General features: G+C 32.6%; 16 protein-coding genes. 11 read left to right on the plus strand and 5 right to left on the minus strand.

Annotated features, from left to right (window positions below; translation table 11 throughout):
* The first annotated feature begins 6 nt into the window (after positions 1–6).
* The 3 genes from SHI72_RS07550 (at position 7) to SHI72_RS07560 (ending at position 3,552) form a co-directional block, all read left to right on the plus strand.
* A complete protein-coding gene (locus SHI72_RS07550; protein ID WP_323489595.1) occupies positions 7–1,431 on the plus strand; it encodes a SusD/RagB family nutrient-binding outer membrane lipoprotein in 1,425 nt (474 codons plus the stop codon).
* A gap of 291 nt (positions 1,432–1,722) precedes the next feature.
* Positions 1,723–2,319, plus strand: a complete 597-nt coding sequence (locus SHI72_RS07555) for a murein L,D-transpeptidase catalytic domain-containing protein (protein WP_323489596.1) — start codon at positions 1,723–1,725, stop codon at positions 2,317–2,319.
* Between the two features lie 402 nt (positions 2,320–2,721).
* Entirely contained in the window at positions 2,722–3,552 is an 831-nt protein-coding gene (locus SHI72_RS07560) for an SIR2 family NAD-dependent protein deacylase (protein ID WP_323489597.1), read from the plus strand.
* Positions 3,553–3,696: 144 nt separating this feature from the next.
* On the opposite strand, the gene SHI72_RS07565 is transcribed toward SHI72_RS07560, so the two are convergent.
* Entirely contained in the window at positions 3,697–4,080 is a 384-nt protein-coding gene (locus SHI72_RS07565; RefSeq protein ID WP_039118225.1) for a hypothetical protein, read from the minus strand.
* A gap of 557 nt (positions 4,081–4,637) precedes the next feature.
* On the opposite strand from SHI72_RS07565, the gene SHI72_RS07570 reads away from it, so the two are divergent.
* The 4 genes from SHI72_RS07570 to SHI72_RS07585 all read left to right on the plus strand — a co-directional run bounded on the left by SHI72_RS07570 (position 4,638) and on the right by SHI72_RS07585 (position 9,512).
* Entirely contained in the window at positions 4,638–5,708 is a 1,071-nt protein-coding gene (locus tag SHI72_RS07570) for an exopolyphosphatase (RefSeq protein WP_039114130.1), read from the plus strand.
* A 58-nt stretch (positions 5,709–5,766) separates the two neighbouring features.
* Positions 5,767–6,372 carry a PAS domain-containing protein gene (locus SHI72_RS07575; RefSeq protein ID WP_039114129.1) on the plus strand — a complete coding sequence of 202 codons (606 nt, stop codon included), beginning with the start codon at positions 5,767–5,769 and terminating at the stop codon, positions 6,370–6,372.
* Positions 6,373–6,425: 53 nt separating this feature from the next.
* Positions 6,426–7,664, plus strand: a complete 1,239-nt coding sequence (locus SHI72_RS07580; protein WP_086895043.1) for an MFS transporter — start codon at positions 6,426–6,428, stop codon at positions 7,662–7,664.
* A gap of 147 nt (positions 7,665–7,811) precedes the next feature.
* Positions 7,812–9,512: an amidohydrolase gene (locus tag SHI72_RS07585; RefSeq protein WP_323489598.1), complete on the plus strand. Its 1,701-nt coding sequence runs from the start codon at positions 7,812–7,814 to the stop codon at positions 9,510–9,512.
* Between the two features lie 150 nt (positions 9,513–9,662).
* Here the strand turns inward: SHI72_RS07585 and SHI72_RS07590 are convergent, their stop codons facing one another.
* From SHI72_RS07590 to SHI72_RS07605, 4 genes are all read right to left on the minus strand, one after another.
* Positions 9,663–10,508: an alpha/beta hydrolase gene (locus SHI72_RS07590; protein WP_323489599.1), complete on the minus strand. Its 846-nt coding sequence runs from the start codon at positions 10,506–10,508 to the stop codon at positions 9,663–9,665.
* A gap of 16 nt (positions 10,509–10,524) precedes the next feature.
* Entirely contained in the window at positions 10,525–11,565 is a 1,041-nt protein-coding gene (locus tag SHI72_RS07595) for an LLM class flavin-dependent oxidoreductase (RefSeq protein WP_323489600.1), read from the minus strand.
* A 51-nt stretch (positions 11,566–11,616) separates the two neighbouring features.
* Positions 11,617–11,919, minus strand: a complete 303-nt coding sequence (locus tag SHI72_RS07600) for a hypothetical protein (protein WP_052259462.1) — start codon at positions 11,917–11,919, stop codon at positions 11,617–11,619.
* A gap of 120 nt (positions 11,920–12,039) precedes the next feature.
* The gene (locus SHI72_RS07605; RefSeq protein ID WP_039114125.1) at positions 12,040–12,615 is read right to left on the minus strand and encodes a TetR/AcrR family transcriptional regulator; all 576 of its coding nucleotides are present in this window, start codon (positions 12,613–12,615) and stop codon (positions 12,040–12,042) included.
* Positions 12,616–13,302: 687 nt separating this feature from the next.
* Here SHI72_RS07605 and SHI72_RS07610 point away from each other — a divergent pair.
* The 4 genes from SHI72_RS07610 (at position 13,303) to SHI72_RS07625 (ending at position 22,449) form a co-directional block, all read left to right on the plus strand.
* Complete coding sequence (locus SHI72_RS07610; protein WP_323489601.1) at positions 13,303–20,856, plus strand: SpvB/TcaC N-terminal domain-containing protein; 7,554 nt, start codon at positions 13,303–13,305, stop codon at positions 20,854–20,856.
* Positions 20,857–21,060: 204 nt separating this feature from the next.
* A complete protein-coding gene (locus SHI72_RS07615; RefSeq protein WP_039116224.1) occupies positions 21,061–21,330 on the plus strand; it encodes a hypothetical protein in 270 nt (89 codons plus the stop codon).
* A gap of 72 nt (positions 21,331–21,402) precedes the next feature.
* Complete coding sequence (locus tag SHI72_RS07620) at positions 21,403–21,816, plus strand: hypothetical protein (RefSeq protein ID WP_323489602.1); 414 nt, start codon at positions 21,403–21,405, stop codon at positions 21,814–21,816.
* Positions 21,817–21,975: 159 nt separating this feature from the next.
* The gene (locus tag SHI72_RS07625) at positions 21,976–22,449 is read left to right on the plus strand and encodes a hypothetical protein (protein ID WP_323489603.1); all 474 of its coding nucleotides are present in this window, start codon (positions 21,976–21,978) and stop codon (positions 22,447–22,449) included.
* Positions 22,450–22,479: the final 30 nt, after the last annotated feature.

The following is a 22,479-nucleotide window of genomic DNA, read 5'->3' on the forward strand; positions in this document are numbered from 1 at the left end:
GAAATCATGCTAAAAAAACTATCATATATAACACTATTTGCATTGTCTCTGTTTTCATGCAGTGACAGCTTGGACGAAATTAATAAAAATCCAAATGCAACAGAAACTCCATTGGCGCCTTACTTATTAACAGGATCATTAAAACAAGGTGCTGATTTATACTGGGGATCAATAAATAACTTTGACTCGTCTTTATTATTTGTTCAGCATTGGGCTAAAATCCAGTATACAGAACCAGACAGATATGATGTATCTAATACATCATTCACTTCTTTATGGGATACGGGATACGCAACCTTAATTACAGATTTAAATACGATTCTGAATTTCCCAAACCAACAAGCAAATTCAAATTATAAAGGGATTGCACTAACGCTGCGTTCATGGACTTTTTTATTGTTGACAGATGCTTACGGAAGCATTCCTTATAAAGAAGCTGGTTTAAAAGTAACACCTGCATATAATACTCAAAAGGAAGTATATACAGGATTACTAGAAGATTTAAAACAAGCTCAGTCCTTGCTAAATCCAACAAATGGAACTGTAATCGGTGATTTGGCTTATAAAGGTGACATTACAAAATGGAAAAAACTGGTAAATTCGCTTCGTTTGCGTATTGCGTTAAGAATTTCTGATAAAGAACCTGCTTTAGCTAAACAAACTGCAATTGAAGCAACAACCGATGCAGCAGGATTAATTAGCAACAATAGTGAAATCTTTAAGTTTACTTACACGAGTTCGCCTCAGCAAAATCCAGCTTCGGCTTGGTTTGAAACTAGAGATGATTATCGTATTTCGAAGACATTAGTTGATAAGTTAAATGTATTATCAGATCCTCGTTTGCCTGTTTATGCTCAACTACCATCAGATGCAAGCGTAGGCAAATATGTGGGAGGTGCCAATGGATTATCTAACAGTGATGCTAATAGTCAGGGTTTTGCTAAAACGTCAAAACCAGGTACATATTTCTTAACCTCGGCATCGCCAGCAGTAATTGTTTCTTATTCCGAAGTACTATTTAATCTTGCTGAAGCTGTAGCACGTGGCTATATTCCTGGAGATGCAGAGCAATTTTATAAAAATGCAATTACGGCATCGTTCAATCAATTTGGTATTACCGACGCAACAATTATTTCTAATTATCTTAATCAGACAACGGTTAAATATGATGCAACAAATTATGCAAAATCGATAGGTACTCAAAAATGGATTGCATTTTATGGGCAGGGTCTTGATGCTTTTGTAGAATGGAGAAGACTGGATTATCCAGTTTTAGCAGCTGGTCCAGCAACAGTTTTGGACGGACAGATACCTTCGCGTTTCTTTTATCCAGGTACAGAACAATCGCTAAACGGAAATAGTTATAAAGCTGCAGTAACTGCTCAAGGAAAAGACTTGCTTACTACAAAACTATGGTTTGATGTGAAGTAAACAGAATTCCGAAAGTGATATTCAACTTTAAAAATATAAAAAAGCTAAATCGAAGGATTTAGCTTTTTTTATGTCTAATAAATGCGACACATTGAAGCTCTATTTCCCAATGATATAAGATTAAATTAAAAAACACCTCAGTAACTACTTGATATTTTGTTAACTAACTGTTTATTTAATAAATTTTAACATATTGTGTATTCTATAATTTATTATTTTTGCAGAGTAGATTAGAGCAGTGATTCTATTTTGTTAAACGACTATCTTTAAATGCATTTAAAATTTGCTTTTATGAAAATACTTTATTTAATTTTATTTCTTAATATCGGATTTTTTTCTACCTCCAATAATAACAATTTAACGACTACATCTGGTACTGAAGTCGAAAGATTTAATAGTCAGTTAAGTGATCTTAAATGCATGATAGATGGAAATCCTAAATTTAATCCTAAGGTTGCCTTTTTTATCGATATGAAGATTAAATCAGGCATGAACCGCTTTTTTGTGTATGATTTAGAGAATAATAAAATCATAGATAAAGGATTAGTAGCTCATGGATCAGGGTCAGAAACAGGGATTAATGGAGATTTAAAATTTAGTAACATGCCAAATTCTAAATCTACTTCTTTAGGAAAATATATAATAGGTAAGGACTACAAAGGAATGTTTGGAAAATCTTATAAATTATTTGGTTTAGAGGAAAGCAATAATAATGCCTATAAAAGAGCTATAGTATTACATTCCTATTCTGCTGTTCCTTATGAAGAGCAAGATTATTACATTAGTCACAGCCAAGGATGCCCTATGGTAAATGAAGTGTTTTTTAAGAGAATAGAAAAAATAATAGATACTTCTAAATCGAGTATTGTTTTAGATATTTATTATTAAATAAAATACTGATACAGTTACAATAAGTTGAGACTTATTAAAAATCAACTGGATTAAAAATCCCGCATTATATATTTGATGATAAATAAAAATTATCAAACTAAAAACCTCCAAAGTCTATTGATTTTGGAGGTTTTAAAATTTACAGCCCTAAGCAATCTGTTTATAAAGTCAAATATTTATTTACAATACATTTTCTTTTAAGCTGAAGTTTAGATAGAAAAAAGAAATAAAATATCTTATTTTCGTACATACAAGTGGATGAAAAATTAGAATAATTATAGCGTTTCTATTTATCTATTTTACTGTAAAGTAATTCATTTGAATAAGCTAAGTAGTCTTAGATTACTTTGAAACTAGGAGTAAAGCTTATGGTATAATAAAAATTTAGAGAATTAAAAAATGAAAAAGCAACTTACTGAAATAATAAGGCAAGTTTATCATAAAAAAAATAGAAACTTATTTACATTTTTAACGGGAGCGGGAATTTCTGCCGATAGCGGTATACCTACATATAGAGGAGTAGATGGAATATGGGTAAAAGGAACTAAATTTCATAAACCGGAAGAATTTGGAACCTTTAAATATTTTAAAGAAAATCCCGAAGAAGTTTGGCAGTACTCCCTTTTTAGAAAAAAAATGTTCGATAATGCCAAACCAAATGAAAGTCATCATGAAATAGTAGAAATTGAGAACCTTTTGCAAGATAAGTTTCATTTAATAACTCAAAACATAGACGATTTGCACAGACATGCAGGAACAAAGAAAATTTATGAAATACACGGAAAAACCAGAGAAATTAAATGTTCAAACGGTTGCAAAGAAATAGAATACCTTCCCACAGAAATTAAAGGCAAAGACATAGACGAAGATTTAACGGAAAAAGATATCGAATTACTTAAATGTAAAAATTGTAGTAGCTGGATGAGACCAAATATTTTATGGTTTGATGAGCGCTATGATGAAAAAACAAACAAAAAATTTAGTTCCTTAAAAATAGCTAAAAATTCAGGTATCCTTTTTATTGTTGGAACATCAGGAGCAACAAATTTACCAATGGCAATTGCAGAAACAACATTAAAATACGGAGGAACAATCGTTGATATTAATACAGAAGATAATTTATTTACCATGCTAATTAAAGACAAGAAAAATAAGATTATCATTCGCGAAACTTCAACCCAAACTCTAAAAACAATAAGAGAAGTATTGCAGAATATAATTACAGAATAAAGAATTCTATGTTGTTACATAACATTTAAACAACTATTTCTAATATTATACAGAAATTGATAATTAAATAGAAGATATCAGCTTGTTGGTATTAAAACCTATAACCTACATTTAGTGTGTTTTTAAGCAGATATAATTAGTTTTTTATTCAGAATGAAACATACTAGAAATCTCTGATATTTGTTTATTCAGAATGGCTTTTGTAAAAGTTAAATTTGCTTTTGAAGAATCAGCAATTAAATAAATAAAGTAACTGTTATTTTTCGAAATTTTTAAAAACTGATACTGATTCGTTAATGTTATAGTAATATCGTCTATGCTTTGATTCAGTTTTAGAAAATCATTAGCATTTAACTGAGCTCGAATCATTTCTAATGCAAATTTTGATGCTACTTCTATATTAAAGCTATCATTGATTTTTTTTGAATAATATAGATTTCCACTTTTCACATCAATAACACTCAAAGCTACAAATCCGGGCATTTCCCTAGATATATTTTCTCCAAATAATTTTAAAAAATCTGACATCTATAAAAATTTAAGAAGCAAATTTAATTTTTTTCTGCTTCAAATACTACAAAACCTTTTTTATTCTTCTAAATAGTTATTAATCTAATAACTGAAAGGCTGAGTACATTAAACACATAAAAAACATAGTAAAATTACTTACAATTCACATCTTTGTTTTATTAATTTAAGAACGGCTTGGAATATAGTTAAATTCTTATGATTAATGTAATGCTGAAATTGTATTAAACTGTAAATCACATCAAGAGGTAAATTATATTTATCTAACATTAAAAAAAATCACTAACGAATTATATACTAAATAATTAAAGAAATATTCAGATGAAATCTTACATTTTATTCTTTAAAAATTGAGGTATCCTGATTTTTTTTTGTAGCTTCGCAGCCCAAAAACACTAGCAATTGCGATGAAAGTGACATCCTAAAATTTGCTTTACAACTAACTTAAAAATCTTTCTTTTTTCATTCTCAAAAGATATGATATTTCTGCATTACTAAATCACTATAATAAATTACGGGATTTTAAATGTCAACCCGAGACAAATAAAACTTAACCTATGAAAAATCTAAAATTGTATTTTACACTATTTCTTTTATTTTTTATTACACCAATACTTTTTTCACAAGAAAATATTTTTGCTGGAATTGAAATTGGAAGTAAAGGAATTAAAATGTCAGTTATTGATGTTTACAACATTAAAAGAGGAGACTTCACTGTCAAATCATTTTGGACAGAAAATGTAGCTATAGCAAAAGGTATTTCTATAGATGGAAATATGGCACTAGTTGATATTGATAGAGCTATTGCAGTTATTACAGCTAACTACAACAAAATGAAGACGACTATGAAAGTCCCTGATGAAAACATTTTTATAGTAGGTTCTTCTGGAGTGGCTATGGCTCAAAACACTCAAATTCTTACCGATAAAGTAAAAGCTGCCACAGGTAAAGATCTTGAGTATATTGAAGTACAAATGGAAGGGAAAATGCTTCTAAAAGGTTGTATTCCTCCTGTTGATTATAAAAATTCTATAATACTAGACATAGGTGGAGGTAATACTAAAGGTGGTTATGTAGATGTTAGTAACAATAACACTTTTGTATTTTTCCCATTATCCCTTAATTACGGAAGTGTAACTCTTACAGAAAGTGTAAAAAAAATAGCTCGTAGTCAAGATATTGATGAATTCAACTCTAAATCATTCAGCTTCTTGCCAATCTTAAGAGAGCAGGTAAATGCGATGTACAAGTCTAGTCCTCAGGCCTTAGATAAAGATAAAGTCTATTTGTCTGGTGGAGCTGTTTGGGCATTCTATACTTTGTATAAAGGTGCTACTAAAGAAACATACAATCAGTTTAAACTTGAAGATGTTATAAACTATGATGCTATCTTAAAAAACAATTTCAAAAAATTTGAGGATCTGGCAAAAACAGATATTGAAGTCAAAAAAGTACTAGAAACATACTCGCAAAAATACTTAATTTCTGGTAGTAATATCTTATTGGTTAGTCTGGAAGCCTTTCCTGATATTAACAATAAAAAATTGTATTTTGCAAAAGAAGGACAAATAGCATGGTTAATATCTTATATTGCTGATCGTTCTAAAAGAGTAAAAAAAATCTACTAAATACAACGAACTCATATTTAATGAGTTATTTACTAAAACCCAAATAAATTGAAATTTTATGGATAAAATATGTCCAACCCCAATTGATAAAGAAGTTAAGTGGGATACTACCAAAACTATTGTAAGTAAGGCAGACTTGTACGGAACTTTAGAGTACGTAAACGACACTTTTTCTAAAGTTTCAGGATATGATGAATCTGAATTAGTAGGTCAGCCACATAATATTATTCGTCATCCTGATATGCCTAAAGTGATCTTTAAAGTCTTATGGGATAATATTAAGATGGGAAGAAAGTTTCACGGTATCATTAAAAACTTAGCCAAATCTGGAGAATATTACTGGGTAATTACTGATTTTGATTATATAGTAAATGAAGATGCAAAAATCACGAAATATATTGCTCGCCGTAAAGCTATTTCGGCTGGAGTAGTAGAAAAAATCGAAGATTTGTATAAAAAACTATCTAAAATCGAACAAGTAAGCGGAATAGAGGCAAGTGAAAAATACTTAACTGGTTATCTTGAAGATCATAATCTTGATTATGTAGAATTGATTACAAAATTGATGATGGATGATTTAAATGAACAAATTAAATTAGAGTCATCTACTGAGGAAATTGAAGAAACTAAAAAAAGTTTCTTTGGTAGGTTCTTTGGAAATTAGTACTTCTTTAAAGTACTCAAAAAAATATATGCCCCAACTAAATATTTTTGAAAATGCTTAACCGTTATTTAGGGAATTTTAAAAATTTCCCAAGAGAAATATGGATTCTAGCCCTAATTACTCTGGTAAATAGAATAGGAGCTGTAGTAGTTCCTTTTTTATCTAAATATTTTAAAGACGAATTAAACTTAAGTTACTCAGAAATAGGTTGGGTTATGGTTTGTTTTGGAATAGGATCTTTATTCGGAACTTTCTTCAGTGGAAAATTATCTGATATTTTTGGGGCGTACAAGGTCATGGTTTTTAGTTTGTTTTCTAGTGGAATAATCCTTCTTTCACTGCAATTTGTAAAAACTTTTGAACTATTATGTCTTTCCATTTTTCTTTTAACGGCAATAGCAGATATGTACAGGCCTGCAATGATGGTAAGTCTAAATAGTTACGTAAATAACGATTCACGACTGCGAGCCTTATCATTATTAAGAATGGCAACCAATGTTGGTCTTGTCGTTGGTCCTGTTTTAGGAGGACTACTAATTATAAATTCAGAGTATAATACCTTGTTTATTGTAGATGGTTTAACTTCTATTATTTCTATAGTAATTTTTGTCATTTTTGTAAAAGAAAAGAAGCTATTATATAAACTTGAAATGAATACTGTAAATCAGGATAAATTTGCACCGCTAAAAGATTTTCCTTTTGTAATGAATTGGATAATTGCTTTAGTAACAGGATATCTCTATTTTCAGGTTTTTTCTATTGTACCCATTTATCATAAAGAAGCATATCATTTAACAGAATTTGATAGCGGAATGTTCCTTGGTTTTAGCGGAGTTATATTTGTCTTATTTGAAATGGTGGTGGTAAATTTTGTTCAAAAGAATAAAATCACTGATCTGGTTGCTATAATGATAGGATTACTATTAATAGGAACTTCATATCTCATGCTGTTCTTAGTACATCAGGCATGGGTATTTTGGATCTTTATGTTTTTAATGTCTTTTGGAAACATGCTAACTTTTGCTTTTGCTAGTGGTTTTGTTATGAATAGAAGCCATAAAAACCTAGAAGGGATATTTATGTCAACTTTTCAAATGAGTTATGGTTTTGCACATGTATTTAGTTCTAAAACAGGTTTGACAATTATTCAAAATTACGATTACAATACAAATTGGATGTTTAATTATATACTTGCATTTGCTACAGCTTTTATTACTTATTTAATTTATTTAGTGGTTAAAAAAGAGCAAAAAAAGGTAAAAGAAGACATTGTGGTTTCTTTTTTTAAGTAATAAATTTTCTGGATTTTGCAATCCATTAAATTAAATGGAATTTAAAAATTTATAAGGAACATTTTACAAAACACGTAAAACTACGCGTACAACTTTGGTTTTAATTATTTTAATTTACTTATGTGTAGTAATGTAAAATACTTTAAAATGAAAAAAGAAATAATATTAGTATTATTGTTAATCACGACTTTAATAAGTTGTAAAAAAGAAGTTGAAAATCCAGCAGACCTTATTTATTTTGGCGGTGATATAATCACAATGGAAGGAGATCAGGCTCAATACGTAGAAGCAATCGCTGTAAAAAGTGGGAAGATTTTATTTGTTGGTTCTAAAGCTGAAGCTGAAAAATTAAAAGGAAGCAATACTGAAATGAGAGATTTGAAAGGTAAAACATTATTGCCTGGATTTATTGATCCGCACAGTCATTTTATGAGCTCTCTGGCCATGAATTCCCAAGCTAATTGTCAACCAGCTCCTGCAGGAGAAGCAAATAGTGTGGAAGGGATTATTAAGGCATTAAAAAAACTGAAAGAGGATAAAAAAATCCCTGATGGTGAAACAATAATTGGTTATGGTTATGATGATAATGCTATGCCTAATGGAAGATTATTGAATAGAGATGATCTAGATAATGCATTTCCAAATAACCCAGTGATGGTAATTCATGTTTCTATGCATGGTGTAGTATTGAATTCTAAATCGATGGCTATATATAATATAAATGACAAAACGCCAACTGTTCCTGGAGGTATAATCGTTAGAAAACCAGGCACAAATGAGCCTTATGGGCTGATTATGGAAATGTCATATCTCCCTATTTTTGCGGCAATGCCAAAACCATCTATAGAAACACAGCTTTCTCAATTAAAAGAAGGACAAATGTTTTATGCAGCCGCGGGAATAACAACAGCGCAAGAAGGAGCCACACACATGGACGAGGTTACAATGTTAGATCGAGGTGCCAAAGAAGGTAAATTGTTTATTGATGTTATTTCATATCCGTTGTTTACAGAAATGGATACTTTATTTAAAGTGTATCCGCCTAAAGTCTTTGGGAAATATAATAACCATTTTAAATTAGGTGGTATAAAAATTACGATTGATGGTTCGCCACAAGGGAGAACAGCATATTTTACAACTCCATATTTAACAGGAGGTCCGGGAGGAGAGACAAATTGGTGTGGACAACCCTCATTTAATCAGGATGAAGGTAATAAACTATTAAAACGTATTTATGATGCAGGTTTGCAATCAGGATTTCATGCCAATGGAGATGCGGCAATTGATATGTGTATTAAAGCTCATGAATTTGCTTCGGCTGGAAATCCAACAAAAGAGCGAAGAACAATTATTGTCCATGCTCAATTTGCCCGAGAAGATCAATTAGATAAATTTGTTGAGTACAAATTAATCCCGTCATTTTATACTGAACATACATACTTTTTTGCTGATACACATATTAAGAACAGAGGTAAGGATCAGGCATTTTTTATAAGTCCTTTTAAAACTGCACTTGATAAAGGACTTCGTCCAACAAATCATACTGATTTTAATGTGGTGCCAATAAATCAGATGTTTGTTATTTGGTCTGCGGTAAATCGTATTTCCAGAGATGGAGTTGTTATAGGAGCTGACCAAAGAATTTCTCCTTACAAGGCTTTACAAGCTATTACAACTAATGCGGCATATCAATATTTTGAAGAAAATAATAAAGGTTCTCTTAAAGTTGGAAAATTGGCAGATCTTGTGGTTCTGGATAAAAATCCTATTAAAGTAGCCGCTATGGATATAAAAGGTATCAACGTAGTTGAAACTATTAAAGAAGGGAAAACCATTTTCGGAAAATGATTAGTAAAGAATATATATAAAAACAAAACTCCAAAGTCATTTGATTTTGGAGTTTTTTTGTATTGAAATTTATTTTGAAAATATCTTAACACTTGATAGATGCACAACTAAAAAAACGGGAGTCTTTTACAAAATTCTATTGGCTTCAAACTATTTTGCTTCTGTCAGATTCATAATCCAATTTGTTATTAAATCCTTTGCCTGTTCTATGTATTGAAATTTGTTTCCAAACATATTAATTCCTTTAATTCCCCAACCATGATCTCCCTGAGGAAATATAAATAAACTTGAATCTATCCCATTGTTCCTAAGTGCTTCATAATACATTATGCTATTAATGGGAGAAACAATGGTATCATCATTACTTGTCAATATCAATGTAGGCGGGGTATTTACAGACACTTGGTTTTCACAAGAAAATGCTTCGATATCCTCTATTGATGGTTGATTTCCTAAAAGATTTTCTCTGGTATTTATTTGTGTATTACTATTCATGGTAATAACCGGATAAAACAAAATAGAGAAGTCTGGGCGGTATTCTATACCATCTTTAGAGGATAAGGTAGAAACTAATGCTGCAAGATGTCCTCCTGCAGAAAACCCAGCTATACCTATTTTGTTATCATCTAAATTTAATGTTTTTGAATTTCTACGTACATAGCGTATAGCTTCCTTAACATCATCGAGAGGAATTTCTTTGTTTGTGTTTGGCATTCTATACTTTAATACGATTGCCATAATACCAATTGAGGATAACCATTCTGCAAAATCATATCCTTGAGGCGTAATTGCTAAACCAGCATAAGCGCCACCTGGACAAATAATAATTGCCCTTCCAGTATTTAAGGAAGGGGTAGGAGAATAGATAATAATCTCCGTTTGTGTAATATTACTGATTTCAATAACCTCATTAGGATGCAAAATTTCATTACCGATTAAGCCACTATTTGTAGGCATATTGTTATTCCAGAGATTAACTCTTTTAATTGTTTCCATTTTTTATAATTACGTATTATTTATTTGCTAATGCAGCTCTAACTTTAGGAGCAATTTTTGTCCCGAATATTTCAATAGATTTCATGATATGACTATGAGAAGGCGCTCCTACATCCATATGAGCTGTAAAACGAGTCATTCCGTATAGTTCATGTGAATACAATATTTTATCGATAGCTTGGTTTTCATCTCCTACAAAAAGGGCTGCTTCTCTTGATCTTCCATAATCAAATTGGTTTTGACTAAAAGGTGACCATCCTCTGGTTTTTCCTATCCTATCCATTTGAGCAGCATATAATGGGAAATAATATTTTCCTATGTCATTAGCATCATTACCAAATAGCGAATGAGAAAACATACCCACTTGAAATTTGGACATATCATGACCAAATGCTAAATAAGTCTCTTTATAAAACTCAAAAAGAGGTTTAAAGTTAATTAAAGGAGTTCCTGCTACAATTGCAAAAACTAATGGCAATCCCAAACGACCTGCACGTTCTACAGACGCGGGAGTTCCTCCAGCAGCAACCCAGACTTTTAGGTTATTATTAACCGCTCTGGGAAGCACCAGTTGATCTTGCAAATCTGGACGGAATTCTCCCCTCCAAGTAATCTTTTCTTCGGCATTGATTCGAAGTAACAAGTCTAATTTTTCTTCATATAAAAGATTATAATCTTTCAGCTCGTAACCGAATAGAGGAAAAGATTCTATAAAACTTCCTCTACCGGCCATCAATTCAGCTCTGCCATTAGAAAGCAAATCGACCAATGCAAAATTCTGATACAATTTAACGGGATCCGAAGAGCTTAAAACAGTCACAGAACTTGTCAATTTTATATTCTTTGTTACTGTCGCTGCAGCAGCAAGTACAATCTCAGGACTTGATACTGCATATTCTTTTCGATGATGTTCTCCAATTCCTGCAAGATCTAAACCCACTTCATCAGCAAGTTTTATTTCTTCAATTAATTCTTGTAAGCGCACTTGCGCAGATTGTATTTTGCCAGTAGAAGGGTCAACATGTAAGTCCCCAAAAAGGCTAATTCCTAATTCCATATAAAGTATTATTATTTTTAAAAATGTTATTAAGTAAGATTTATTACTGTATTATCCTCTTTTTTGTTTCCATACCTCTAAGTAATCATACGTTAGATATGCTTCGGAATTAAAGGCACCCCAAGCTCCCTTTTCGATGGCAAGATTTACTTCTCGTAATTGAGATGGAGCAAATCTAAGCGTGATTAAATGTCCAAGACCAACTAATACATTCCAACTCAGAACTTCTACATTAGGAGAAGGGAAAATTTGCCAGAATTTGTTATCCTCCAAAATTTCAGAAATACTATCGAGATTTTTGTCTTGTTGATGCTTTAAGATGTAGCTAACTACTATTTTATTATTTTCTTCCATTTTATTATTTTTAAATAGCACTTATTAGAACGAACGTTCTATTTTAAATCAAAAAAATATGGAGATTGTTTTGTCTCCATTAAATAAGCTAATATGCTTTGATTATTAATTATATAAATATCATTTTAAACTTTCCAAAATACGTTCTGCCATTGCTTCGACCATCATTCTATCATTAAATAAAGACTGCATTTGCCAAAGTCCTGCAAAGCTTCCAACAATAAATTGAGCAGATTTTAATGCATTTTTTTCTGTTGAAATCTCACCAGCTTCCTGTGCTTTTATAATTAGATTCTGAAAAATTATAATTAGTTTTTGTGTATGTTGTTTTAATAAATCTCTCATGCTTTGATCAAGTGGAGCCAGCTCAAATGAGGATTTGACAATCATACAAATTTTCTCCTTTTCAAACGAACGTTCAATTGCTTTTGATATAATGCCTTCTATGGCTTTTTTGGGTGATTTTTCTAATTGAGCAATGCTATTAAATTCACCATATGTTTCGATTGCATAGCTTTCAAGACTTTGAATAAACAACTCATGTTTATCTCCATAAGTGTCATACATACTTCTTCTATTAACTTGCATTTGGTCTACCAAATCCTGTATAGAAGTTACATGATATCCTTTTTTCCAAAAAAGATCTCTAGCTTTTACTAGTTTTTCTACTGGGTTAAATTGTTTATTTCTTGACATAATGTGGCAAAGTTATGTAATTAGAACGACTATTCTAATATAAATTAAAAATATTTAGCGCTTCACAGCTAGTATTGGTTCTGTTTATAATTTTAAGCAGAACTTATCTCAATACTGTTGCTGGTTTTAAGAGCTAATTTGTCAATTACTTATGCTTTAATAAAGCTCTCTTGAAGGACTTTTTTTGCATCATTTAAAATGAAAAATAGAAGATGATAATTGCTTTTTTAAACTGCTCATTAACATAATCAAGGAAGATATTAAAACAGGTATTTTTACGTGATAGTATATGATTTTCTTTTTTTAAATTTGGTAATTGCTTAATTATCAATAGTTTGTTTCTTTGTTGGACTTATTTTTAATACAGAAACTAACCATTTAATTTTACGGAGTTAATAAAACATATATCCCAATAAGGTAATTTTTTTGGTTTAATAGCAGGACTTAGACTTCTTCTTAAAGAACTTTTTTTAAACCATTTAACCCTTGTAATTTTTATCATTTTTATTAGATAAATAACATATAATCAGTGTATTATTTGCCATTAGAGAATTATATAAGAATCAATGACAATAAATTGAACAGCCAAGACAACACATTAGTAAAGTATAAAGTGTTGTAATCTCACCTACAAGTCGATAAAGTTACCCTCATTTGCTTTTGCCTCAACGCATTAAATAATAAGAAATGAAAGAACAGACTAAAAACAACTCTAACAATGAATTTCTCCAAACTGATGGAGGAAAAACTAAATCCAATGCAATAGAGGTGCCGTCAATTTCTTTACCAAAAGGAGGTGGCGCTTTAAAGGGAATTGATGAAAAGTTTACTGTTAACGCTGTAAATGGCACATCTTCATTTTCAATTCAACTTCCGTTTTCATCTGCAAGGGGTACATCGCCTTCATTAAGTCTTTCTTATAATTCAGGTACCGGTAATGGTATTTTTGGATTAGGTTGGGGGCTAAGTTTAGGATCAATTAAACGTAAAACAGACAAAGGACTGCCTCAATATCTTGATTTGATTGATTCGGATACCTTTCTATTTTCGGGTGCGGAGGATTTAGTTCCTGAATTTACAAAAGATCCGGATGGAAGTTTTCAGTTAGATGCTAATGAAGACTATATTATACACGAAAGAATCTCATCTGACGGACTATTTATTATAAGAAATTATAAACCCAGAATTGAAGGTCTTTTTGCTCGCATTGAGCGCTGGACGGAAAAGGCGACTGGAAGAATTAAATGGCGGGTAATTTCAAGAGATAACGTTACGACTCTTTTTGGATGGACTAATAATTCTATTATTTCGAATCCAAAAGACCTGACAAAAATTTTTGAATGGTTTCCCGAATTTGTATTTGATGATAAAGGAAACTGCACTCAATATATTTATAAGAAAGAAAATGAGATTGGTTTTGATGATTCTTTATTGCATAACAAAAACCGATTTAAAGACGGTAAAATTACGTACACCAATCTTTATTTAGAAAAAGTTTTGTATGGTAATAAAACACCCTACAAAAAATTTGGTGATGCATTCCCAAGTGAATCTGATTATTTGTTTTCAACAGTTTTCGATTATGGAGAGTATAATGATGTCGCACCTTTCAATAAAATAAAAGATTGGACTTTCAGATTGGATGCTTTTTCAGATTACAAATCAGGATTCGAAATTAGAACGACAAGGCTATGCAACAGGATATTACTATTTCATCATTTTACCAATTCCAATGAATACGAGGGTTTAGTAAAATCTCTCAATATAGGATATGACCTTGCAACCGAGCAGGATTTTACATTTCTTAAATCCATAACTTCCATCGGCTATATCAAAAAAGGGGATGGTTCCTATTCTTCTAAAAAGATACCTCCTATAGAGTTCGACTATCAAAGGCATGAATGGAATAATATTGTTAAATCCATAGATGCAGGAAATTTAGCTCATGCACCATCAGGCTTGGATGAACAGCAATATCAATTTACCGATTTATTTAATGAAGGATTGTCGGGTATTCTAACAGAACAAGCCAATGGATGGTATTATAAGCACAATCTGGGAGATGGAAAATTTGAACATGCAAAATTAGTCTCCCCTAAACCCGCTTTTTCTGGATTGGGTAGTAGGATGCAACTAGTAGATTTAGATGCAGACGGTGGTAAACAACTAGTCAGTTTCAATACCGAACCTAAAGGTTATTTTGAATTGGATGACGATAATGCATGGCAGGGATTTCGCTCGTTTAAGGCGATTCCAAATATTGATTTTAACGATCCCAATACTCGAATGCTGGATCTGAATGGTGATGGAAAACCCGAAGTAGTTATTTCAGAAGATCAGGTTTTTACATGGTATGCTTCTGAAGGTAGAAATGGTTTTTCAGCTGCACAAAGAGCACCTAAATCATTTGATGAAGAAGCTGGACCGCATATTGTTTTTGCCGATGCAAAGCAAACGATTTATTTAGCAGATATGTCAGGTGATGGTATGACAGACATTTTAAGGATTCGAAATGATGAGATCTGTTATTGGCCAAATATGGGTTACGGAAAATTTGGTGCAAAAGTAGCGTTGGATAATCCACCAATTTTTGATAGTGAGAACGATTTTAACCCTTCCTTTATAAAACTCGCAGATATTGATGGTTCTGGAACAACAGACATCATCTATTTGGGTAAAAACAAATTTACTTGCTGGAAAAACCTAAGTGGCAACCGTTTTAGTACAACTCCGTTTGAAATAGACTCCTTTCCAGAAATCGATTCCCATGCTAAAATTACTGTAACCGATTTATTAGGCAATGGCGTTGCGTGTATTGTATGGTCCAGCATATTATCAAAAAACACTCCCTCTCCATTAAAGTATATTGACTTAATGAACAGTAAGAAACCACACATCATGGTTTCCTATAAAAACAATTTTGGGAAAGAAGTATCATTAGAATATACACCCTCGACTAAATTTTACATCGAAGATAAGTTGGCAGGAAAGCCTTGGATAACTAAATTGCATTTCCCCGTACATTGTGTTTCCAAAACCACTACCGAAGACAAAATATCAGGCTACAAATTTGTAAGCGAATACAAATACCATCATGGTTATTATGATCATTCAGAAATGGAGTTCAGAGGTTTTGGTATGGTTGAACAAATTGACGCCGAGAGTTTTGAACATTGGAAAAAGAGTAATGCCACTAACATTGTAGAAAAATCATTGCATCAGGAGCCAGTCGTTTCTAAAACCTGGAATCATACCGGGGCTTTTTTAGAAAAGGATAAAATTCTGACTCAATTTTCGAAAGAATACTGGTATGAAGAAATGTCTCGCAATGGATTTGATGTTATTCATCATGAAATACCTCTGACAGATGCCCGATTGATAACCGCTCCTGAGGTTCAACCAACTATACTTAATCACCTTTCTGCTCAAGAATGGTGTGAGGCACTCCGAGCCTGTAAAGGCATGAGTTTACGCTCTGAAATTTTTGCAAAAGATGCTATTAATTTTGAAAACACAGCTGAAGCAAAAAGAAAAGAGCTTATTCCTTTTTCTGTAGCTTCACATAATTATGTTATTGAATTACTACAGCCCAAAGGAAAAAACAAACATGCCATTTTTATAGTTAAAGAAAATGAAGCAATAACTTATAACTACGAACGCAACCCTGAAGATCCACGAATTGCTCATAATTTAAACATTAAGCTAGATAAATACGGCAATGTATTAGAGTCTGCTGCGGTTGTCTACCCGCGATTGTTAACTGATGTAACTCTTCCTGTCGAAACACAGCAAGAGCAAAATAAAACTGTTATTATCTATACACAAAATCAGTTTACAAATGATGTCATTAATGCTGATACACTTCGATTGCGATTGCCTTCAGAGGCAAAAACATATGAACTAAAAGATGTCCCAAAAGCAAATGCATTTTATATACCAAATGATTTTAATGAAATACTCACTGAAGTAAAATCAGCAACAGCTTTATATCATGAAATAGATAAACCAACAGTTCCTGGTTTATCGCAAAAGCGATTGATAGAACACACAAAAACGATTTACAGAAGCAATGATCTGAAAAGCCCTTTGGCTTTGTATAAATTAGAATCTTTAGCCATGCCGTTTGAGAGTTATCAGTTGGCATATACTCCCGATTTATTGCAACATATTTACCATGAAAAAACAGACGATTGGGCACTACAAAATTTAATGTTAGAAGGCAAGTTTTCGCATGCATTAAATGAAAGTGGTTTAGAAGATGCTAATTGGTGGGTACGTTCTGGTACGATACAATTTCTAGCAGATGTAGAAGCTGTGATAGATGCAAGCAAAAGATTTTATGTCCCAATATCTTACACAGATCCTTATGGAGCCCTAACAAAAGTAAAATACTATGGGAATTATTTTCTGTTTATAGAAGAAACCGAAGACGCAATAGGGAACATGGTTAAAGTGAATTTATTTAATTTCCGAACACTATCGCCTCAGCGGATGAGTGATATAAATACCAACTTATCAGAAGTAATAACAGATGAATTAGGTTTGATAAAAGCTGTTGCAATAATGGGTAAAGGGAATGAAGCGGATGAATTGACCGATTTAACCGAAATAACAGATGCAGCCGAATTAATACTGATTAATAATTTCTTTCAGGCTTCTGACTCTGTTGATTTAGCGAATATTGGAAAAGACTTATTAAATAAAGCAACGTCAAGATTTGTCTATGATTTTGATACTTATATCAATTCCGGTAAACCTGCTGTAGTAGCGTCAATAAGTAGAGAGCAACATTATAAGCAAGATAACAATTCACCAGTTCAAATCGGCTTTGAATACTCCAATGGTTTAGGTGAAGTAATAATGAAGAAAGTACAGGCAGAACCTGGACTTGCCAAAAATGTTATTGTGCTTCCGGATAATACGATTACTATTTCGGATATAGATACATCAAAAACTCTTCCTAAACAACTTCGTTGGATTGGCAACGGCAGAACCATCAAAAACAACAAAGGTAAAGCTGTAAAACAATATGAACCCTATTTTTCGGTAACACATCAATTTGAAAATTTAAAAGAATTGGTTGAAACCGGAGTAACAGCCATAATGTATTACGATGCAGCTGGACGATTGATAAAAACAGAAATGCCAAACGGTACATTGTCAAAAGTTATTTTTGATAGTTGGAAAGTAAGTATGTATGATCCTAACGATTGTGTATTGGAAAGTGAATGGTATAAAAAAAGAACCAATATTGCACATCCAGAGTTTATCAATGACTTAAAAGAACAACAAGCGGCATTAAAAGCCGAAAAGCACGCAGATACTCCCAGCGTTCAGTATTATGACACATTAGGAAGACCAATTCTATCTGTAGAAAACAATAAAAATGCAGTAACAAGCATTGACGAATTACAATATACACGATTAAAATTAGACACCGAAGGCAATTTGCATTCAGTAATCGACGCACGATTTAATGCGGTCATGGAGTACAAATATGACATGTTGGGGAACAAAGTATACCAGCAAAGTATGGATGCTGGGCAACGTTGGTTATTAATAAATATTTTGGGTAAACCGTTACGCACTTGGGACGAACGCAATCACGAATTTCAATATTTTTACGATACACTGCAAAGACCCTTATACAATAAAATTCTAGGAGGCGATGGAGATGTTAGTTTAAATCACATATTTGATAAAATAATTTATGGAGAAACCCAACCTAATGCGCAACTCAAAAATTTAAAGGGACAGGTTTGGAAACATTATGATACAGCTGGTGTAATGGAAACACCAAGCTATAATTTTCAAGGTAAACCAACAAGTACCAAAAGAACACTTTCCAAAAAATATAAAGAAGTCGCCAATTGGATCGACGATAATTTGGTCGATGATTTAGAAAATCAATCTTTTACTTTTATTACAGATATCGATGCATTTGGACGGATTACCAAGCAAATTGCGCCTGACGGAAGTATCATTACACCTTCTTACAACGAATCCGGCTTATTAGATGGTGAAAGCGTATTGCATCCCGATAAAGTATCAACGAATACTTATATTAAAAATATTGATTACAACGAAAAAGGCCAACGTAATAAAATTATTTACGGAAATAACGTAATCACTAAGTTTTATTACGATAAAGAAACATTTCACTTAAAACGTTTGGAAAGCAAACATCAGAATAACAACCCTTTGCAAGATTGGTTCTATACTTATGACCCAGTCGGAAATATTACTCATATAGAAGACAGAAATATACCAGTTACATTTTTTAACAACCAAAAAGTAACAGGTATTTCAGAATATACCTATGATGCATTATATCGATTAATAGCAGCAAGCGGGAGAGAAAATAATGCCGCACTAACGATAAATGGCCAAGACAATTGGAATGATGCTCCTTTTATGCACCAATTAAATCCTGATGACCCAATGGCTGTTCGAAATTACACTCAAAACTATCGCTACGATAAAGTAGGGAATATGATGCAGATGAAACATGTTGCAGCGGGTAATAACTGGACACGCGATTATACTTATGAAACGAGTAATAATCGTTTGAAAATGACACAGGTTGGTAGTGAAATGTTTACTTATTTACATCATGCGAAGCACGGTTTCATAACGACATTACCCCATTTACAGGAAATGGGATGGAACTACAAAGAAGAATTAATCAAGACAATTAAACAAAAACGTACCGATGGCGGTACACCAGAAACTACGTATTATCAATACGACGGACAAGGGCAACGCATTAGAAAAATAACAGAGAACACTGCCAATGCAGGAGAAACACCAACATTAAAAAACGAACGTATTTATGTATCGGGTTATGAATTGTATAAAAATCATAGTGGTACCGATGCCGGATTAGAAAGAATTAGTTTGAGTTTAATAGATAAAGGGCATCGTTTTGTAATGGTAGATATGGAAACTAAACCTAAATATATTTTGGGCATTCCCTTTGGCAGAACATCGATTGAATTTACTACACGTTACCAGTTATATAATCATTTAGGATCTTCTGCCTTAGAACTTAACGAAACTGGTGATATTATCTCTTATGAAGAGTATCATCCCTATGGAACAACCGCATATCAAGCTATAAATGCATCTATTAAAGCGGCAGCTAAACGCTATCGTTATACAGGCATGGAGCGTGATGAGGAAACTGGGTTGGAGTATCACAGTGCCCGGTATTATTTGCCCTGGTTAGGCAGGTGGATGAGTAGTGATCCTATTGGGATTGGGGATGGCGTGAATTTGTATGCCTATTGTAATGGCAACCTTATTATAAAAAATGATAAAGCAGGAACAGATGGATGGGATTTCTTAGAAGGTATTGCAATAGGCATTGGAACTGGTCTTGTAGTTGCTGCTGTAATTGCGACTGCCCCTATTACTATACCTGCTTCTGTCGCAACAGGTTTAGTTGTTGCTGGTGTTGCAGTAACTACTGCAACTGTTGTTCAATCTGCTAGACAAAGAGATTTATTTAATAATGAAATAACTCCTGCACAGGCAGATAGACAAATGGGCATGGCCTTAGGAGGGATTGTTGTTGGCGCTGCAGCTGGTCCAACTTCTACTCTAATGACTGAAACTGCCGAATCTTTTGCTATTCCGGGCATGGTCTTAGCAGAAGGGGCACTTGTAACTGGAGCAGCACCAGCAATTCCAGCAGTAGTGTCTGCTGCTCCTGGAGCAATTACAGCAACTGCAGGGCCTATACTCATGTCGATGAGTGGAAATGGAGGTTCAAATGAATCTGGTAATAGAAGTAGTTCCTCAACCAGTAGAGGAAGTTCTTCTGGCAGTAGAAGTAGTCGATTACAGAATCAATTACCTGAAAGATTACCTGAAGAATTAGCTGCTGCTGAAAGTGTTGGCGTTAGACCAGAAATTGCCACAGCTGAAACCATAGAATCAGCTACTTTAGCATCAGACGTTGGAAATATTAAATGGGTTCTAACTGAAGAAGGGCAGTTAATTGTTGCTCCTCATACAGTTGAAGGAGTTGAAATTTCTCATGCTGTTCTTGCTGAAAATCAAGCTATTATAAGTGCTGGTGAAGCTAATATTGCAAACGGATCAATTGGACTTGATATTTCTAATAGTAGTGGACATTTTATGCCTCCAAATAGTACATTGAGTTCAGCATTAAGTGCATTCGAAGAAAGTTTAGGGATATGTTTTGATCCATCAAGCATAACATTAGTGGGAAGATAAACTTAAAGATATTGAATTTAATATTCTAAATTATTTAAACTAAATGCAAAGCTATTAATAGAATCATAATTATTTTTTGAATTAAACAAAAAGACAATCCATTCTTTATAGTTCATTTTGTGTATCAATCAAAAAAAAATAAAGAATGTAATGACCTTAAACTTTTTAGCACAACATTTATTAACCATTTAAAAATTTTAAATTATGACAGCAAAGAAAAAAAGTGACGAAGAATCAATCTTCTTAGTATCCTTAGAAGGGCTTGATTTATCTAAAGATCAGAAGAAAAGAATTGAAGAAGGTATAAAAAGCCTTGTTTTAAAGGAAATTGCGGGAATAGATTTTGAAGGTGACATAAAAATCAGTAGGAGATTTACAGGAAAGCCTGGCTGGGAAGATTTATGGAAAAGAGGACAACTAGCAGGTTTCTGGATTGGAGGTTTCCCAAACTTCCCATCTGAGATCCCAAAATAATGTTATCAAGGTTGCTAAAATTCATAATTATGAATTTTAGCAACTTATAATTGTCATTTAAAAAATAAAGAAATGGAAAACAATAAAGATAACGACAATAGTTATTGTCCTAGTTATGCCGCTAAACCAGGTGCAAAACTTTATGGTATTGTAAATGAAAACGGCTTCATTAATTATCTAAAAAGTCCCATTGAAATCAATCAGGATTTTATTGAAGAAGCTTACAAAGGAAGAGAACCCGAAAAAAGATTCAGATTTGCTGGCAATTGTTCTAAATCTGGCTGTAATCAATGGAATGGTACTTCAAAAGAATGTGGACTGGTTGATCAATTGATTGATATCATAGGGAATGAAGAGTCTATACAGTTACAGGATTGCCCAATTCGGTCAAAATGCAGATGGTTTAGTCAACGTAAAGGTCATGCTTGTGCTCAGTGTAATGAGGTGATTCGGGATATAGAAATGAAAATTATTGGGGTTGATTGACATAATCGCTTCAAATAACTGATTTTATAAAACTGTCAAAATTCTAAAGTTTTGGTTTTTTCGATAGCACGGATTTACACTCCATGCCACATCAAAGTATTTCTGCTAAGTCTAATAATTTAGGAAAAATTAGAGAATAATTTTAAAAAGTTGAAAATTATGAAACCTACAAACGATAAAAAAACACATCAAAATACACTACCCGTAAAAGACAAAATATTTCAGGCAGTATATGATTCTCCCTCTTCATTACCGGGAAAGCAAAAATGGATAACAAAAGACGAAGATGTTCGCATAATAGAAAAATTATTAGGTATGCCGGACAAAACAATTGGTGCCCCGCTTTGGGTAAGTGGAGATAATAAAAAATGTCCAAAATGCAGACGCGAAATCAATTGGCTAGATATTGTTTCCTCAGCAGTAGATAGCATTCATGCTAAAGAAATGATTGCACAAGTTATTCTTGGCGAAACCAAATTTGTAAATATTGAAGTTCCAAGAGCTATAGCAAATCTACATTGCTTTAAATGTAAAACCGCTATTGAAAATCTTCGCAGTTTTAAATGCCATAATTGGGCTTATGCAAAACCAGCTTTGCTTAAAGTGCTGCAGGAAATGGAGAGAAAGCAATAACCGATTCAGAAAACATATAATAACAATATC

It is taken from the genome of Flavobacterium sp. PL02, assembly GCF_035013205.1.
Classification (GTDB): domain Bacteria; phylum Bacteroidota; class Bacteroidia; order Flavobacteriales; family Flavobacteriaceae; genus Flavobacterium.

Coding starts and splice junctions, on each gene's coding strand:
- SHI72_RS07575 (WP_039114129.1), top strand. CDS start 5,767: ATGGATAAAATATGTCCAACCCCAATTGATAAAGAAGTTAAGTGGGAT.
- SHI72_RS07615 (WP_039116224.1), top strand. CDS start 21,061: ATGACAGCAAAGAAAAAAAGTGACGAAGAATCAATCTTCTTAGTATCC.
- SHI72_RS07565 (WP_039118225.1), bottom strand. CDS start 4,080: ATGTCAGATTTTTTAAAATTATTTGGAGAAAATATATCTAGGGAAATG.
- SHI72_RS07620 (WP_323489602.1), top strand. CDS start 21,403: ATGGAAAACAATAAAGATAACGACAATAGTTATTGTCCTAGTTATGCC.
- SHI72_RS07550 (WP_323489595.1), top strand. CDS start 7: ATGCTAAAAAAACTATCATATATAACACTATTTGCATTGTCTCTGTTT.
- SHI72_RS07625 (WP_323489603.1), top strand. CDS start 21,976: ATGAAACCTACAAACGATAAAAAAACACATCAAAATACACTACCCGTA.
- SHI72_RS07610 (WP_323489601.1), top strand. CDS start 13,303: ATGAAAGAACAGACTAAAAACAACTCTAACAATGAATTTCTCCAAACT.
- SHI72_RS07560 (WP_323489597.1), top strand. CDS start 2,722: ATGAAAAAGCAACTTACTGAAATAATAAGGCAAGTTTATCATAAAAAA.
- SHI72_RS07580 (WP_086895043.1), top strand. CDS start 6,426: ATGCTTAACCGTTATTTAGGGAATTTTAAAAATTTCCCAAGAGAAATA.
- SHI72_RS07600 (WP_052259462.1), bottom strand. CDS start 11,919: ATGGAAGAAAATAATAAAATAGTAGTTAGCTACATCTTAAAGCATCAA.
- SHI72_RS07590 (WP_323489599.1), bottom strand. CDS start 10,508: ATGGAAACAATTAAAAGAGTTAATCTCTGGAATAACAATATGCCTACA.
- SHI72_RS07555 (WP_323489596.1), top strand. CDS start 1,723: ATGAAAATACTTTATTTAATTTTATTTCTTAATATCGGATTTTTTTCT.
- SHI72_RS07605 (WP_039114125.1), bottom strand. CDS start 12,615: ATGTCAAGAAATAAACAATTTAACCCAGTAGAAAAACTAGTAAAAGCT.
- SHI72_RS07570 (WP_039114130.1), top strand. CDS start 4,638: ATGAAAAATCTAAAATTGTATTTTACACTATTTCTTTTATTTTTTATT.
- SHI72_RS07595 (WP_323489600.1), bottom strand. CDS start 11,565: ATGGAATTAGGAATTAGCCTTTTTGGGGACTTACATGTTGACCCTTCT.
- SHI72_RS07585 (WP_323489598.1), top strand. CDS start 7,812: ATGAAAAAAGAAATAATATTAGTATTATTGTTAATCACGACTTTAATA.